Raw genomic sequence first — 15,501 nt, forward strand, 5'->3', positions numbered from 1 at the left:
TTGGCGTCCGTGTCGACCACGGTGATGTCGTTTTCCTCGCGGGCGAGGTGCTCCGCCAGGGTGCCGCCGACCTGGCCGGCGCCGAGAATGATGATTTTCATTACTGAGCATCGGTTCCATGAAAAGCGCCAGCGCAGTGGGCAACGTAAGGACTACGTAGTGCGCTGCAATAAAGACGGCGGCCAGTGTAAACCAGCCGCCGTCGAAAAGCAGGTGAGGATTTATTCCAGCGTGAAGCCGACCTTGACAGTGACCTGCCAGTGGGCGACACGGCCATCTTCGATATGCCCGCGGGTGTCGGTCACTTCCAGCCAGCGCATGTGCTGGATGGTTTCTGATGCCTTGGCGAGTGCGTTCTGCACGGCTTCCTCGATACCTTTCTCGGAAGAGCCGGTGATTTCTACGTGCTTGTAGGTGTGATGAGTCATGGTATCTCCATCCTTAGTCATGAATTCACTGCTTATGCTCAAGCAGTGCGCTTCTCTAGTCTGGCATAAAAAAAGCCATCGTGACGCCCCGGTTCGGGAAACAGCTGTCGACCGTGGCCGCTCGGAGTTCCCCAGGCCACGTCATTGGGCGTGGTGACACGGGCATCCGGCGTGCGTGCCAGAAATGCTTCGATTTGCTTGGCGTTCTCTTCAGGCAGCACCGAGCAGGTGGCATACAGCAGCGTGCCGCCTTCGCGCAGCATCGGCCAGAGGTTATCCAGCAACTGCTGCTGAAGCTTGGCAAGCTTGCGGATATCGTCCTTGCGGCGCAGGGTCTTGATATCCGGGTGGCGCCGGATAACGCCGGTGCCGGAACAGGGCGCATCCAGCAGAATAGCTTCAAACGGCGTGCCGTTCCACCAGTCGCGCTGGGTGGCATCGGCGTGCTGTAACTCCGCTGACAGGCCCAGGCGCGTGAGCGTGTCCTCTACTCGCGAGAGGCGCTGGTTGTCGCTGTCCAGCGCGGTCAGCGCGATATCGAACTGCTCGAGCAGATGGGCGGTCTTGCCGCCGGGGGCGCTGCACGCATCCAGCACGTGGGCACCTACACGCGGCGCCAAGGCCGGGCCCAGAAGCGCCGCCGAGAGCTGCGCCGCTTCATCCTGAACGCTGACGTGGCCTTCGGCAAAGCCAGGCAGGGTGGTGACATCGCAAGGCGTCTCGAGCGTGATGGCGTCCGGTGCGTGGGCGCACAGCTCGCCGCTCAGCCCCTGCTCGACCAGGCGCTCGAGATAGGCTTCGCGGTCGTTGTGGTGCTGGTTGACGCGCAGCGTCATGGGACCGGCCTGATTGTTGGCCTCGACAATGGTACGCCACTGCTCGGGCCAGGCGTTGCGCAGGGCATCCAGCAGCCAGCGAGGGTGGGCAAGCGCCACGCTTTCATCTTTATCGACGCTTGCCTGAAGCGCTTCGGATTCACGCTGAAGCCGGCGCAGGCAGCCGTTGAGCACGCGGGTCGCCCACTCCTTGCCCAGCAGGCGCGCAGCCCCTGCGGTTTCGCCTACCGCCGCGTGAGCCGGGATGCGCATGTAAAGCAGCTGATAGATGCCCACCAGCAGCAGGGCGTGAATATCGCTGTCGCGCTTCTTGAACGGCTGCTTGAGCAAGGTGTTGGCCAGCGCCTCCAGACGCGGCAGCTGGCGGCAGGTGCCGTAGCAGAGCTCTTTCAAGAGGCCGCGGTCACGGGCGACGACGCTGTGCTCGTCCAGGCTGGCCAGAGAGCCCTGCTGGGCGATTACCGGTGCCAGGGCACGGGCAGCGGCGGCGCGAACGTCCTGGCCGCTGTTGCCTGAAGTGCGGCCTTTCTGCGCGGGGCGTTGCTGGCTCATAGGGAGTCTCCTTGCTGGGATTCAGACTGACCAAGGCGCGTGCCGGTGGTCAGCCGCGCGTGGCGGGCATTGAGCAGGTCACGTACTGCCATGGCCTTGCCGCCCGGCAGCTGGGCACTGCTTACGCACAGCACCTCGCGGCCTTCAGCGCCGCAGGCAATACGCAGATGGTCGTCACCGTGGGCAAGCAGCATGCCAGGTGGTTCCGGCGCGTGCTCGCCGGGTTCCACGCTTGCCATCAGCAGACGCAGGCGGTCGTCGCCCAGCTGGCACCACGCCACGGGCCAGGGGTTGAAGGCGCGGATCTTGCGGGCAAGCGCTTCAGCGGGCTGGGTGAAATCGAGCTCGGCCTCGGCCTTGCTCAGCTTGGTGGCGTAAGTAACGCCTTCAAGAGGTTGGGGAGTGGCGCTTGCCTTGCCCTGGGCAAGCTCGTCCAGCACGCTGACCAGCGCATGGGCGCCCTGAATCGCCAGGCGGTCGTGAAGATCACCGCCGGTAGTGCGCGGCGTAATGGGCGTGCGCACCTCGTGCAGCATATCGCCGGTGTCGAGCCCGGCATCCATCTGCATGATGGTAACGCCCGAGGCGGAATCGCCGGCTTCGATGGCGCGCTGAATGGGCGCGGCGCCGCGCCAGCGCGGCAGCAGCGAGGCATGCACGTTGATGCAGCCAAGCCGGGGGATGTCCAGCACGGCCTGAGGAAGCAGCAGGCCGTAGGCGACCACGACCATGATGTCGGCGTTCAGGGCGGCGAGTTCGGCCTGGGCATCGGCATCTTTCAGCGTCTGCGGCTGATAGACCGGTAAATCATGTTCAAGAGCCAGCTTTTTCACGGGGCTGGGCGTGAGTTTGCGGCCGCGGCCGGCGGGGCGGTCGGGCTGGGTATACACCGCCACCACCTGATGATGGCTCTCAAGCAGAGCGGCCAGGCTAGAGGCTGCGAAATCGGGGGTGCCCGCAAAAACAACGCGCAACTGTGACATGACAATAAATACCTGCTGACTGAAAAAAGAGAAGGCTCAAACCCACAATAAAGGCCGAGAAGCAAAGGCATACAACGACTGTTGTGATCGCCGGGCTTCTCGACCTTGCGCGTTTTACGCCGCACTTTTTACCCGGGCGACTACCAAAGCCGAAGTAAACTGTGCTAAAACGCGTTGAGCGTTATGCGTCGTCCTGCATCTGCTTGTGGCGTTTCTGCATCTTTTTCATGACGCGATCGCGCTTCAGCGGCGAAAGGTAGTCAACAAACAGTACGCCCTCAAGGTGGTCGTACTCGTGCTGAATGCAGTGTGCCAGCAGGCCATCGGCCTCGAGCTCGTAAGCCTCGCCGTTGCGATCCTGGGCATTCAGCTTGACCTTGAGATAGCGGGGTACTTCGGCGTAGTACTCGGGAATCGACAGGCAACCCTCGGAAAGCGGCTCTTTCTCGTCGCCAATGGGCGTGTAACGGGGGTTGATCAGTACCAGCGGCTTAGAGTTGTCTTCGCTGACATCCATCACCACCACGCGGCGGTGGACGTCGATCTGGGTCGCCGCCAAGCCGATGCCGCGGGCGTCGTACATGGTCTCTAGCATATCGTCGACGAGCTTTTTGACCTCGTCGTCAACGGCTTCCACCGCGACTGCCTTGGTACGCAGGCGCTCGTCGGGGAATTCAAGAATAGGTAGTTTGGCCATGGGATTACAATCACCGTTCAGCTGAATCTGGAGTAAAGGCCGGGTAACCGCGGCCGGGTACTTTTCTGCCGGATACTATAGCACGCAGGCTACCCTTCTGGGCATTGCTCTGGGGATTGCTGCGCGGTCTGGAAAACGCTAAACCGCGCGACTCATCAGCACTGGAAAACCGCATGACGATACGCACGCCCATACCTGCCAGGACAACCGCCGGCGCTTGGAGTGCCTGGTTGAAAAGCACTCTTGTCGTGGGCCTGCTGCTGGGCATGGTTCAATCGGGTGGGGTGCAACTGGTCAGCGCGCAAGACGTATCTCCCTCGGTGATCGAGGCGTTCTTGCGTGGCCACCGTATCGTAGAGCCCAGTGACACCTTGCCAGCGCAGGCTTACGTGCTGGCCGGGGAGGGTGAACGGCTGATGAGTGGCGCAGGCGACACGCTATATGCGCGCGGACATGTACCGCCAGAGGCGCGGCTTGGAATTTACCGCCCAGGGGCCCGCTACCTCGATGAGCAGGGCGCACTGCTGGGGCATGAACTTCTTTATATAGGCGAGGCGCGGTGGCTGCACGGCGAGGGCGATATCAGCCAGCTGGCGGTACTGAGCGCACAGCGAGAGGTGCTGAGCAATGACCTTGTGCTGCCGCTCGAGCACCCCTTGAGCCCTCAGGCGCTGGCACCGCACCCGCCTGCATCAGCGGTTGCCGGGCGCATTCTGGCCGTGCCGGGTGGCCTGCGTTTCATTGGCCGCCTGCAGGTCATTACGCTGGATGTGGGCACGCGGGATGGCCTGCAGCCGGGGCATGTGCTTCAGGTAAATCAGGCCGGTGCACTGATTGACGACCCGCGCACCGGCGCCAAGGCCCGGCTGCCGGATTCGCCCGCGGGCCAGGTGCTGGTGATCAAGCCTTACCAGCGGGTCAGCTATGCCCTGGTGACGCAGGCGTCTCACGTGCTGGAAGTGGGTGACCGCGTGGTTAGCCCGACTCATGACATCAACGCGCCTGGCATCAGGCGCTGAGGAGAGCGGATGGAGGCCAAGGAGTGGTTAGCGGTCAACGCCCTGCCGGGAATGGGGGCGCTGCGTATTCATCAACTGGTACGGCGCAAACCGCGCTGGCCGGAAGGTTGGCTTGCCGCGCTGCCCAGCAATGCGGCAAGTGCATTGCGGCTCTGGCTCGAACACCCTGAACGCAGCCCGCTTCAGGAAGCGGTCAAGGTGTCCCTTGACTGGGAGCAGGGTGCTTCCAACCGGCATATCCTGCATCGCCACCACCCGGCCTGGCCCGCGCTTCTCGATGAAATAGACGACCCGCCGGCGGTGCTCTGGGCCCAGGGCGACCTGCACGCGCTCAATGGCCCAAAGCTTGCCATGGTGGGTACGCGCAAACCCACCGCCGAGGGCAGTGCCAACGCCCAGGGGTTTGCCCGTGAGCTTGCCCGCCGCGGCTGGTGCGTGGTCAGCGGTATGGCGCTGGGTGTGGATGGCATTGCCCAGCGCGCGGCGCTGGCCGCTGGCGGTACCAGCATTGCCGTGCTGGGCTGCGGTGTGGATGTCATCTACCCCGCCCGGCACCGCGACCTGCACGAGCAGCTTAGCCAGGCGCCGGGCGGGCTGCTGCTGTCCGAGCATCCGCCGGGAACCACTGCCCGACCAGCGTTCTTTCCCCGGCGTAACCGTATCGTGACCGGCCTGGCGCTCGGCACACTGGTGGTCGAGGCCACGGAGAAAAGCGGCTCGCTGGTGAGTGCGCGGCTGGCCCTCGAGCAGAGCAAGGAGCTGTTTGCCCTGCCAGGGTCGATACATAACGTGCAGGCCCAGGGTTGCCTGCACCTGCTACGTCATGGCGCCACGCTGGTGCGTCACGTTGACGACATGCTCGAAGAGCTGCAGCAGTGGGCAAGCACCTTTCTACCGGAACCTGGTCTCGCAGAACTGGGCACGGAACCGCCGACCCCAATAGCCGTGGAGGCACCAAGCGAAGCGGTGCCGGATACGCTGCTCAACGCGCTTTCAGCAACGCCTACTCCCATCGATGTACTGGTGCAGACCAGTGGTGAAAGCGTGAGTGGCTGCCAGCAGCGGCTGCTGATGCTGGAGCTTGATGGCTGGGTAGCCCAGCGGGCGGGTGGTTGGGTACGCGTGCCCAGGCCGTGATAAAATAGGCGCATACTCATCATCGTCCGTCGCCTTTAATAGAGCAGGAGTTGCCATGAAATCGGCCATCGACCTCGAAGCTGCCGTTAATGCGCTACAGGCAGGGGGCGTCATTGCCTGCCCTACCGAAGCCGTGTGGGGGCTAAGCTGCGACCCGGATAACGACGAAGCGCTCACTCGCCTGATGCGCATGAAGGACCGCGACCCGGCCAAGGGCGTGATTCTGGTGGCGGCGAACATTCAGCAGTTCCAGCCCTGGCTGAACAAGCTTCCAATGGAGCTGCATGCTCCGCTGGCGGCCAGCTGGCCCGGTCCCAATACATGGCTGGTGCCGGATAACGGCCGCAGCCACGCACTGGTGCGCGGTGCACACCAGTGCGTGGCCCTGCGCGTGACCGACCACCCGCTGATGAAAGCCCTGTGCGAGGCGTTCGGCGGGCCGCTGGTGTCTACCTCGGCCAACCGTGCCGGGGATCCACCGGCCATGAGTGCTACACACGTGCATGAGATATTCGGTGAGGAGCTGGGCGCCATTCTGACGGGTGAGCTTGGCGGGCAGGAGCGCCCCAGCACCATCCGCGACCTGGTGACGGGCAAAGTGATGCGCGCCTAGTCGTGACCACCTACCTGTACGACGCCATGGCGGCGCGTCTGGGCGAGGCGCGCGCCGCGCAATATCCCGGCCCCTTTCCTCTGGATGGCCTGGTGCGCAACCTGCATGGCGATTTTACCCCCATGATGTGCGGCGGGATCAGCGCGCTGCTCCTGCAGATGCTGCATCCGCTGGCGCTGGCCGGGGTGTGGGACCACTCCAACTTCCGCCATGACATGGTCGGGCGCCTGAGGCGCACCGGCGACTTTATCGCCACCACCAGCTTCGGCACCTTCGAACAGGCTGAAGCCGTGATCAGCCGGGTGCGGCGGGTACACGCCAAGGTACGCGGCCATACCGCCGACGGTCGTGCTTACTCGGCGGATGACCCGGCGCTTCTCACCTGGGTGCACGTTGCCGAGATGAGCCGTTTCATGGCCGCGCACCTGCGTTACCGGAACCCCCATCTCGCGCGTGAACAGCAGGACCGCTACTTTTTCGAGACCGCCTGTATCGCCGAGGCGCTTGGGGCGCGCAACGTGCCGGACAGCTGCGCGGCCATCGAGGCGTACCTTGACGCCCAGCGGTGCGAGCTCGTCTGCGATGAGCGCACCCGGGAAGTGGTACAGGTGCTGCTGAACGCCCCGCCGCGGCATCTGGTCGTTCGCCCGGCCGGGGCGCTGTTCATGCGCGCAGGCATCGATCTGCTTCCGGAGTGGGCGGCGAATCAGCTTGAGCTGGACATGCCCTGGGTACAGCGTCGGCTGGTACGGGCCGGGATCAAAAGCGCCATGCCGATGATCAGCCGGGCAGTGCGAAGCGGCGCTTACCACCGGGCGCTGGCACGTTTTCAGGCGCGGCCGTAAGGGCCAGGAGCCGGCCTGGCTTTTGCCAATCTGCCCTTCACCCCTTAATGCTTACGCCGTACTATTGTTATCTACACCCTAGGCACAATGTTGGAGATACCGTGGCCCACGAGCATCTAGACGACGTCAAACAGTACCTGCTCGACCTCCAGGACCGGCTATGCCAGGGCCTGATGGCGGCTGACGGTAAAGCGACGTTCAAAGAGGACAGTTGGCAGCGCGAAGAGGGCGGTGGCGGGCGTTCCCGGGTGATCGAAAACGGCGGCGTGTTCGAGAAGGGCGGCGTCAACTTTTCGCACGTCTATGGCGCGCAGCTGCCGCCCTCGGCAACGGCGGCCCGCCCGGAACTCGCCGGACGCAGCTTTCATGCTGTCGGCGTTTCCTGGGTGCTGCATCCGGAAAACCCGCACGTGCCCACCAGCCACGGCAACGTACGCTTTTTTATCGCCGAAAAGGCGGGCGAGACGCCGGTATGGTGGTTTGGCGGCGGCTTTGACCTTACCCCCTACTATCCGGTGCTCGAGGATGTGACGCACTGGCACCAGGTGGCCAAGCGTGCCTGCGACCCTTTCGGCGAGGAGGTATACCCCCGCTACAAGGCCTGGTGCGATGAGTACTTCTACCTGAAGCACCGCGATGAAACTCGCGGGGTGGGTGGGCTATTCTTTGATGACTTGAATGAAGGCAGTTTCGAGGAGTGTTTCTCGTTTCAGCGTGCGGTGGGTGACAGCTTTCTGGAAGCTTATCTTCCGATTGTAGAGCGCCGCCAGCATGATGCCTTCGGTGAACGCGAGCGCGAGTTCCAGCTCTACCGGCGCGGGCGTTACGTCGAGTTCAACCTGGTATGGGACCGGGGGACGCTGTTCGGCCTGCAAAGCGGCGGCCGAACCGAGTCGATTCTGATGTCGATGCCGCCCCTGGCGCGCTGGGAGTATGCCTACACGCCCGCGCCGGATAGCCCCGAAGCGCGGCTGAACGACTATCTGGTCGCCCGCGACTGGCTGGGTATCGAGTAATGCCTCATGGATTACCTGCTCGACGGCAAAGCCCCGCTGGGCAATGTACACACCGCACAGGAGCGCGCTAATGAGTGACCTTTACTGCGTATTCGGTAACCCGATCGAGCACTCGAAGTCGCCACTGATCCACGCCGAATTCGCTCAGCAGACACAGCAGGCGCTGGAATACACGGCAAAAAAGGCGCCCCGCGATGACTTTGCCAACGCCTGGCGCGACTTTGTCCTGCACGGCGGCCGGGGGGCCAATGTAACCGTACCGTTCAAGAACGACGCCTACGCGCTGTGCGATACCCTGAGCAAGCGCGCCCAGCGTGCCAAGGCGGTCAATACATTGACGGTGGGAGGCAATGGCCTGACCTACGGTGATAACACCGACGGCGTTGGCCTGATCCGCGACCTGAAATACCACCGTGTAACGCTTGCTGAAAAGCGCGTTCTGGTAGTGGGCGCAGGCGGCGCAGTGCAGGGGATTCTTGAGCCGCTTCTGGCAGAGCACCCTAGCGAAGTCATGGTGGTCAACCGCACCGCCGAAAAGGCCGAGCAGCTGGCCGAGGACTTTTCCGACCTGGGCGAGCTGCACAGCGGCGGATTCAAGGCGGCCAAGGGGCCGTTCGATGTGGTCATCAATGGCAGCAGCGCCAGCCTTTCCGGTGACCTGCCGCCGCTGCCCGGCAACCTGTTTGCCGACGGCGCCTGGGCCTACGACATGATGTACGGCGCGGATCAGACGGTGTTTCTGAAATGGGCCGGCACCCACGGTGCCAAGCGCCTGGATGGGCTGGGCATGCTGGTGGAGCAGGCAGCGGAAGCGTTCTATCTATGGCGCAACGTACGCCCGGATACTACTCAGGTGCGACAGACACTGCGCCGTATGCTGAACAGTCACTAGTACTATGCTAAACAGTCACCAGTACTATGCTGAACAGTCACCAGTACTATGCTGAAAATAGGAAAGGGCCGAGTGAACTCGGCCCTTTCTGGTTGGCGGCTGTGCTGCGCGGTAACGCCTGCGCTCAGGGGCGCTGGCAGTTAGGCGCCCGCCCGCTGCTGCGTGCCTGCTCATAAGTGGCCAGGGCGCCATCCATGTTGGCCTGAAGGCCTTGAATACGCTGACCCTGGTTGGGGTGTGTCGACATCCACGCCGGGGGCGCGCTGCCGCCGGAGGCTGCCTGCATGTTCTCCCAAAGCGTGACGCTCTCACGCGGATCAAATCCTGCCTGAGCCATCAAATCCAGGCCGATGATATCGGCTTCGCTTTCATGACGGCGTGAGAAGGGCAGGGCAATGCCGTACTGCGCACCCATGCCCAGCACGCCCATCAACTGCTGACCGCCCGGGGTCTGCATGCCGGAGGCGCTGGAGATCACCGAAAGGCCAAGCGAGGTGGCGTTCTGCGTAGAGGCACGCTCGTTGGCGTGACGGGCCAGCACGTGACCGATCTCATGGCCGACGACCGCCGCCAGCTGGTCCTGATTGGTCGCCACATTGAGCATGCCGGTGTTCACGCCCATGTAGCCGCCGGGCAGCGCGAAAGCGTTGGGCTGCTCGGATTCGAACACGCGGATCTGCCAGTCAAGATTGCGCTGCTCGGTAGGCAGGACATCGACAATCGCGTTGGTGATGCACTGCACGTAGCGGTGGCTGGCCTGCCCGGCGGTAGGAATATCCTGCTGGTACTGGGCAAACGCCTGCTGGCCCATTTCATTGAGCTGATCATCGGAGAGCAGCAGAAGCTGTGAACGCCCGGTGGGCGAAGTAGAGCAAGCGGCCAAGGAGGCGCACAACGCGGTAACCGCAAATGGACGAAGCCAACGCATGAGATGGTTTCCTTCTAGACGAATGAGTTCCCTGCACACAAGATAACCACTAAGAGTGGTAAATCAATTCCCCTATTGTAACCCTGCTTGCCAGAGGAAAGGTATGCACGCTGAGCCGAGCCAACGTTTGCGTCCTGGGTGGGCGCAAACGTCTAAAAGCCTAGCGCTGCGGAATCAGCTGACCATCCGGTCCTACGTTAAGGCGGATGGTAGGCGTCAGTAACCCAGCGGGCAGCGTCATGCCCAGCCCGCGCAGGTCTCCGGGGGTAATCGCCAGCTCACTGCCCGCCGGCAGCTCGCCCTGTGCGGCAAGCTGCTTGGCCAGATTGACCATGGGCGCCATCTTCTGCGTGTCGGTGCCCAACACATCAAAGGCCAGCGGCAGGCGCAGGTTGGCATCATCGCCAGGCGTCAGCGCCACATCCTGAGAGTACTGGCCCTTGACCGGGTCTACGCCCGGCATGTTCAGCGTCCAGTTGAACCCTGACATGGCCACCGCCGGCATGCCCGGCGGCAGGCCCAGGCCCATGGCGAGGGTCGCCTGAACCGGCAGGCTGCCCGCCCCCAGGCTCGAGGCCAGCAGGCTGCTCAGGTCGCTGGTATCCAGACCCGCATTGAGGCTGTAAGGGCCAATACGCACGTCCTCAACGCCCAGCGAGGTCACCGCCAAGCGAAACGCAAACAGCCCGGTTTGGGGCAGGGCCAGGCAGCCAGTAAGCAGGCTGGCCAGTCCCAGAGTTACCAGCCAGCGCCAGTAACGAACGGCATAACGCATAGATTCCCTCCCGGGAAGGGCAAGTGCTGGTACACGCCAGCAGTGGTGGGCTAAAAAGCGCGGCTATTTGAGGGCCCGCGCGGGTTTCTGTCAAGTATAAAAAACGCCTGCCGGTGACGGCAGGCGTTGCGATAAAGCGGGCGAGATAGTGCGTAACCTCAGCGGCGCTTCTGGCGCGCCTCTTTGGTCCGGTTGAGCTCGCGCTTCTTGGCTTTCTCTTTATCGCTGGCGCCGGCCATGTGGTCAAACGGGTTGTCGCCGGAGCGGAACTCGAAGCGCATGGGTGTGCCGCGTACTTTCAACACCTTGCGGAAGGTGTTGATCAGATAGCGACGATAGGCTTCGGGCACCGATGAGGTCTGGTTGCCGTGTACCACGATAATCGGCGGGTTGCTGCCGCCCTGGTGGGCCATGCGCAGCTTGATACGCCGCCCATTGACCATGGGGGGCGGATGCTGGCTGACCGCATCCTGAAGCAGCGTGGTCAGGCGGTTGGTAGACCAGTGCGCGTTGGCCGCGTTGAACGCTCGGTCAATCGAGGGGTACAGGTCGCCTACCGCGGTGCCGTGCAGCGCCGAGATAAAGTGCATTTCGGCGTAGTCGGCAAATCCCAGGCGGCGCTTGATATCCGAGCGCATCTTCTCCTTGGCGTCGCTTTCCAGGCCATCCCACTTGTTGATGGCCAGTACCAGCGCGCGTCCGGTGGTCAGCACGTAATCCAGCAGGTGCATATCCTGCTCGACCAGGCCATTGCGCGCATCCAGCACCATCACTGCCACGTGACACTCTTTGATCGCATCCAGCGTCTTGATGATCGAGAACTTCTCGGCGATTTCACTGACGTTCTTGCGCCGCCTCACACCTGCCGTGTCGATCAATACGTAGGGTTTGCCACGCCGCTCGAAGGGAATCTCGATGGCATCGCGCGTGGTGCCCGCTTCATCGAACACGACCACGCGGTCTTCGCCGAGCAGGCGATTGACCAGCGTGGATTTGCCCACGTTCGGGCGGCCGATGACACCAATACGAATACCCTTGCTGCCGGTATCTGCCGGAATGCTGGCGTCGCGCTCGGGGAACGGCTCCAGCACGGTATCCATAAGGGTGGAGACATTGCGCCCATGGGCGGCGGCAATCGGGCACGGGTCGCCAAGGCCCAGTTTCCAGAAGTCGGCCATGGCCGAGTGCTCTTCCAGGCCGTCGGTCTTGTTGACCACCAGCCAGGTTTTCTTCTGATTGACCCGCAGGTGGTTGGCGATGGCCTCGTCGGCCACGTTCAGGCCGGCGCGGGCATCCACCAGGAACAAGACGATATCGGCTTCATCGATCGCGGCAAGCGACTGCTCGGCCATTGCCGCATCGATGCCTTCTTCATCACCGCTGATGCCGCCGGTATCGATGACGGTGTAGCTCTTGTTGCCCAGCATGCCGTTACCGTACTTGCGGTCACGGGTCAGGCCGGGAAAATCAGCGACCAACGCATCACGCGAGCGCGTCAGTCGGTTAAACAGCGTCGATTTGCCCACATTGGGGCGACCGACTAAAGCAATGACGGGTGTCATGGAGTGACTTCCAGGGTTTCCAGGCGACCATTGTTGGCCTGGACATGAATGGTGTTGCCTTCGGTAACCGGGGCCACGCTGATACCGGATTTGTGGACCCGTGTGCGGCCGGTAAGGTCGCCGCTACGCGCGTCGATCAGGTGGACATAGCCCTCGAAATCGCCAAATACCAGGTTACCATCGGCAAAGGCCGGGGCGGTCAGCCAGCGGTCTTCAAGATCGTCGTTGCGCCAGATTTCCTGGCCGGTACCGGCATCCAGGGCAACTACCTGGCTATCGTCGGTGACCACGAACAGGTAATCGCCCACCATCAGCGGCGTCTTGCGGCTGGAGAGGCTGCTTTCCCAGATAACGCTTCCCTGAGTGGCTTCCAGCGCCACGACGCGGCTGTTGTAGCTGGTGACGAACAGGCGGCCATCCGGAGTGATCAGCGGCTGGCCGGAAAGATCCACCAGGCGCTCGACTTCGCTGCGACCGGAAGGCGTGGCAATCTGCAAGTCCCAAAGGGGCTGGCCGCTGCGGTTATCCAGCGTCACCAGGCGACCGTTGGCCAGGCCAGCGAAGGTGACCGGATCAATGACCGTGGGCGTGCCGGTGCCGCGCAGGGTAAGCGCTGGTTGGGAGCTGGTATAGACCCAGCGCTCCTGGCCGGAGGCGCGATCCAGGGCGGTCACCTGGCCGTCCACGCTTTGAACGATCAGCAACTGCTGGTTGGCCTGGGGGGCGGCGAGTACTTCACTGGAGACCCGTGCACGCCAGCTGACGCTGCCGTCGCGCTGGTCAAGGGCGATGACTTCGCCGTTGCGCGTGCCCAGGTACACCTCGCCGGCAATGGCGGTCAGAGCGCTTGAAACCGGCGTATCGAGCTCTACCTGCCACTTGCGGTCGCCGTTATCCGCGTTGAGCGCCATGACCAGGCCTTCGGCATCCGCGGCAAAAACGGTATTGCCTGCACGGGCCGGGGCGATGGGGTAGCGTGCGCGACCAAGGCCATTGCCTACGTTCTGGCGCCACTGGGTATCGAGCGTGGCGGTTTCATTAAAGCTTTGCAGCTCTTTTGGCGTGTAAGCGGGCTCACCCTTGCTGGCACAGCCGGCCAGCAGGGCAATGGCGGCGGCGCCGAAGGTCACGCGCATGATCTGTTTGGAAAGTCGCAGAGTCATCATTGTGTCGCCTCCTCGGCGCCGAGATCGTCAAGCTTGAATTGCACGCCGTAAAGCGTTTGGTCCTGCTCTTGGGCAAGTGCCATGGCGTCCTGCCAGGCGCTTCTGGCCTGGTCGGTCTGGCCGAGGGCGGCGTAGGCATCACCGCGAACATCGGCCTGCTGAGCAGCCAGGGAATCGCTGATCGGCTCATCCAGCAGCTCGAGGGCAGCGTCAGGGTTGTCGCTCTCCACTTCGATACGCGCCAGGCGTAGCCAGGCAAGGCTTTGAACGTAGCGGTGCGAGGAGTCGTCGGCCACCTGTTCAAGTGCTTCCCGAGCGGCGTCGAGATCATCTTGCTGCACGGAGATGCGGGCATCCAGCAGACGTGCCAGATCGGCGTACAGCGTCTTGCCGTAATCGTCGGTCAGCTCGGCAATCAGTTCGCGGGCGCCGGCGGTCTGCTGCTCGTCCAGCTCATTGGCCGTCGCGATGCTGACCAGCTGCTGATAGCGGACCGAGGCGGCTTCCGACTGGCCTTGCTGATAGTTCTGCCAGGCGTTCCAGCCAAACACACCGGCGGCGGCCAGCACGGCACCGGCAATCAGCGAGGTGCCGTTCTCTTTCCACCAGCGCTTGGCTACATCCAGCTGCTCTTCTTCGCTTCGATCCGCCACGGGCGGTCTCCTATTGCATGATATCGCCGCTCCATAGCGACGATAAGTGATTGGTAGGCGCGCAGCGCCGGTTCAACGGCTCAGCGAGCCAGCAGTTCGCCAAGCGTGGAGGCGAGTTCGGCCTGGCGTGCATGCTGCTGTTCGCGGTCATCGCGCAGGAACTTGAGCGTTACCTGCTGCTTGGCCAGTTCATCTTCGCCCAGCAAGATGGCAATGGCCGCCGCGCTCTTGTCCGCCTTCTTCATGCGGCTCTTGAAGCTGCCGCCGCCGCAGTGCAGTTGAAGGCGCAGATCGGGGAGCTCACTACGAAGCTGCTCGGCGAGCGTCAGTGCGGCAACCGTGGCGCTATCGTCCATGGGCACAACATAGACATCGCAGCCGCCAAGCGCTTCGTCAGGCACGAGATCCAGCGTTTCCAGCAGCAGAATGAGGCGCTCGATGCCCATAGCGAACCCGACGGCGGGTGTGGGCTTGCCGCCCAGCTGCTCGACCAGGCCGTCGTAGCGGCCGCCAGCGCATACCGTGCCCTGGCTGCCCAGCGCCGTGGTGGTCCATTCGAACACCGTGCGGCAGTAGTAGTCGAGCCCGCGCACCAGGCGTGGGTTGACCACGAAAGGCACGCCTGCGGCGTCGAGCATGGCCTTGAGCTGCTCGAAGTGCTCGCGGGATTCGTCATCCAGGTGATCCATCAACTGCGGCGCGCCGTCGAGCATCTCGGCCATGGCCGGGTTCTTGGAGTCCAGAATGCGCAGCGGGTTGCTGGTCAGGCGGCGCAGGGAGTCTTCATCCAGCACCTCGTGGTGCTGTTCAAAATAGGCCACCAACAGGTCGCGGTAGGCCGCACGCGCCTCAGATGAGCCCAGCGAATTGAGTTCAAGCGTGACATGTTCCAGCAGACCAAGCTCTTTCCACAGCCGGGCCGAGAGCAGGATCACTTCGGCATCGATATCCGGGCCGTCGAAGCCGTAGGTTTCAACCCCTACCTGGTGGAACTGGCGGTAGCGGCCCTTCTGCGGACGTTCGTGACGAAACATCGGGCCCTGGTACCAGAGACGCTGGGTCTGGTTGTACAAAAGGCCGTGCTCCATGGCCGCCCGCACGCAGCTGGCGGTGCCTTCCGGACGCAGGGTCAGGCTGTCGCCGTTGCGGTCCTCAAACGTGTACATCTCCTTTTCGACGATATCCGTCACTTCGCCGATGGAGCGGGCGAACAGCGCAGTCTGCTCGACGATGGGCGTGCGAATCTCGTCAAAGCCGTAGCGCAGCATCAACTGGCGCACCTTGGCCTCAAAAAATTGCCAGCGAGGGCTATCGCTGGGCAACAGGTCGTTCATTCCACGGATGGCTTGAATCTTTTTAGCGGCGGACTTGCTCAATGAAAACTCCTTGTTCTGCATCC

At 63.0% G+C, this 15,501-nt stretch carries 17 protein-coding genes; 6 read left to right on the forward strand and 11 right to left on the reverse strand.

Annotated features, from left to right (window positions below; all coding sequences use genetic code 11):
• The 5 genes from B0H98_RS06435 to def all read right to left on the reverse strand — a co-directional run.
• Positions 1–101, reverse strand: a 101-nt coding sequence (locus B0H98_RS06435; RefSeq protein WP_146130238.1) for an NAD-binding protein, incomplete at its 3' end; no start/stop codon positions are given.
• 120 nt (positions 102–221) lie between these two features.
• Complete coding sequence (locus B0H98_RS06440) at positions 222–428, reverse strand: dodecin (protein WP_106374252.1); 207 nt, start codon at positions 426–428, stop codon at positions 222–224.
• 38 nt (positions 429–466) lie between these two features.
• On the reverse strand, positions 467–1,816 hold the full coding sequence (rsmB, locus tag B0H98_RS06445) for a 16S rRNA (cytosine(967)-C(5))-methyltransferase RsmB (RefSeq protein ID WP_106374253.1): 1,350 nt from the start codon (positions 1,814–1,816) through the stop codon (positions 467–469).
• Entirely contained in the window at positions 1,813–2,799 is a 987-nt protein-coding gene (gene fmt / locus B0H98_RS06450; protein WP_106374254.1) for a methionyl-tRNA formyltransferase, read from the reverse strand. The genes rsmB and fmt overlap by 4 nt, the downstream gene beginning before the upstream one ends.
• Positions 2,800–2,980: 181 nt before the next feature.
• Positions 2,981–3,496: a peptide deformylase gene (def, locus tag B0H98_RS06455; RefSeq protein ID WP_106374255.1), complete on the reverse strand. Its 516-nt coding sequence runs from the start codon at positions 3,494–3,496 to the stop codon at positions 2,981–2,983.
• 173 nt (positions 3,497–3,669) lie between these two features.
• Between def and B0H98_RS06460 the strand changes: the two genes are divergently transcribed.
• The 6 genes from B0H98_RS06460 (at position 3,670) to aroE (ending at position 9,018) form a co-directional block, all read left to right on the forward strand.
• A complete protein-coding gene (locus tag B0H98_RS06460; protein WP_146130239.1) occupies positions 3,670–4,515 on the forward strand; it encodes a peptidoglycan-binding protein in 846 nt (281 codons plus the stop codon).
• Positions 4,516–4,524: 9 nt separating this feature from the next.
• Complete coding sequence (gene dprA, locus B0H98_RS06465; protein ID WP_106374257.1) at positions 4,525–5,652, forward strand: DNA-processing protein DprA; 1,128 nt, start codon at positions 4,525–4,527, stop codon at positions 5,650–5,652.
• A gap of 55 nt (positions 5,653–5,707) precedes the next feature.
• Positions 5,708–6,265, forward strand: a complete 558-nt coding sequence (gene tsaC / locus B0H98_RS06470) for an L-threonylcarbamoyladenylate synthase type 1 TsaC (protein WP_106374258.1) — start codon at positions 5,708–5,710, stop codon at positions 6,263–6,265.
• A gap of 2 nt (positions 6,266–6,267) precedes the next feature.
• Complete coding sequence (locus tag B0H98_RS06475; protein ID WP_106374259.1) at positions 6,268–7,110, forward strand: oxygenase MpaB family protein; 843 nt, start codon at positions 6,268–6,270, stop codon at positions 7,108–7,110.
• A 101-nt stretch (positions 7,111–7,211) separates the two neighbouring features.
• Positions 7,212–8,126, forward strand: a complete 915-nt coding sequence (hemF, locus tag B0H98_RS06480) for an oxygen-dependent coproporphyrinogen oxidase (protein ID WP_106374260.1) — start codon at positions 7,212–7,214, stop codon at positions 8,124–8,126.
• 70 nt (positions 8,127–8,196) lie between these two features.
• Positions 8,197–9,018, forward strand: coding sequence for a shikimate dehydrogenase (gene aroE, locus B0H98_RS06485; RefSeq protein ID WP_106374261.1), 822 nt, complete (start codon positions 8,197–8,199; stop codon positions 9,016–9,018).
• A 124-nt stretch (positions 9,019–9,142) separates the two neighbouring features.
• On the opposite strand, the gene B0H98_RS06490 is transcribed toward aroE, so the two are convergent.
• The 6 genes from B0H98_RS06490 to hisS form a co-directional block, all read right to left on the reverse strand.
• Positions 9,143–9,946, reverse strand: coding sequence for a M48 family metallopeptidase (locus B0H98_RS06490; RefSeq protein ID WP_106374262.1), 804 nt, complete (start codon positions 9,944–9,946; stop codon positions 9,143–9,145).
• 160 nt (positions 9,947–10,106) lie between these two features.
• Positions 10,107–10,721: a hypothetical protein gene (locus B0H98_RS06495; protein WP_106374263.1), complete on the reverse strand. Its 615-nt coding sequence runs from the start codon at positions 10,719–10,721 to the stop codon at positions 10,107–10,109.
• A gap of 158 nt (positions 10,722–10,879) precedes the next feature.
• Complete coding sequence (gene der, locus B0H98_RS06500; protein WP_106374264.1) at positions 10,880–12,283, reverse strand: ribosome biogenesis GTPase Der; 1,404 nt, start codon at positions 12,281–12,283, stop codon at positions 10,880–10,882.
• Positions 12,280–13,449, reverse strand: coding sequence for an outer membrane protein assembly factor BamB (gene bamB / locus B0H98_RS06505; protein ID WP_422822144.1), 1,170 nt, complete (start codon positions 13,447–13,449; stop codon positions 12,280–12,282). Before bamB ends, der begins: the two co-directional genes overlap by 4 nt.
• The gene (locus B0H98_RS06510; RefSeq protein ID WP_106374265.1) at positions 13,446–14,102 is read right to left on the reverse strand and encodes a YfgM family protein; all 657 of its coding nucleotides are present in this window, start codon (positions 14,100–14,102) and stop codon (positions 13,446–13,448) included. The genes bamB and B0H98_RS06510 overlap by 4 nt, the downstream gene beginning before the upstream one ends.
• Before the next feature lie 80 nt (positions 14,103–14,182).
• Positions 14,183–15,478 (reverse strand): histidine--tRNA ligase, encoded by a 1,296-nt coding sequence (gene hisS / locus B0H98_RS06515; RefSeq protein ID WP_106374266.1) that lies wholly within the window; start codon positions 15,476–15,478, stop codon positions 14,183–14,185.
• Positions 15,479–15,501 lie beyond the last annotated feature (23 nt).

It is taken from the genome of Vreelandella songnenensis (assembly GCF_003002925.1).
GTDB lineage: Bacteria > Pseudomonadota > Gammaproteobacteria > Pseudomonadales > Halomonadaceae > Vreelandella > Vreelandella songnenensis.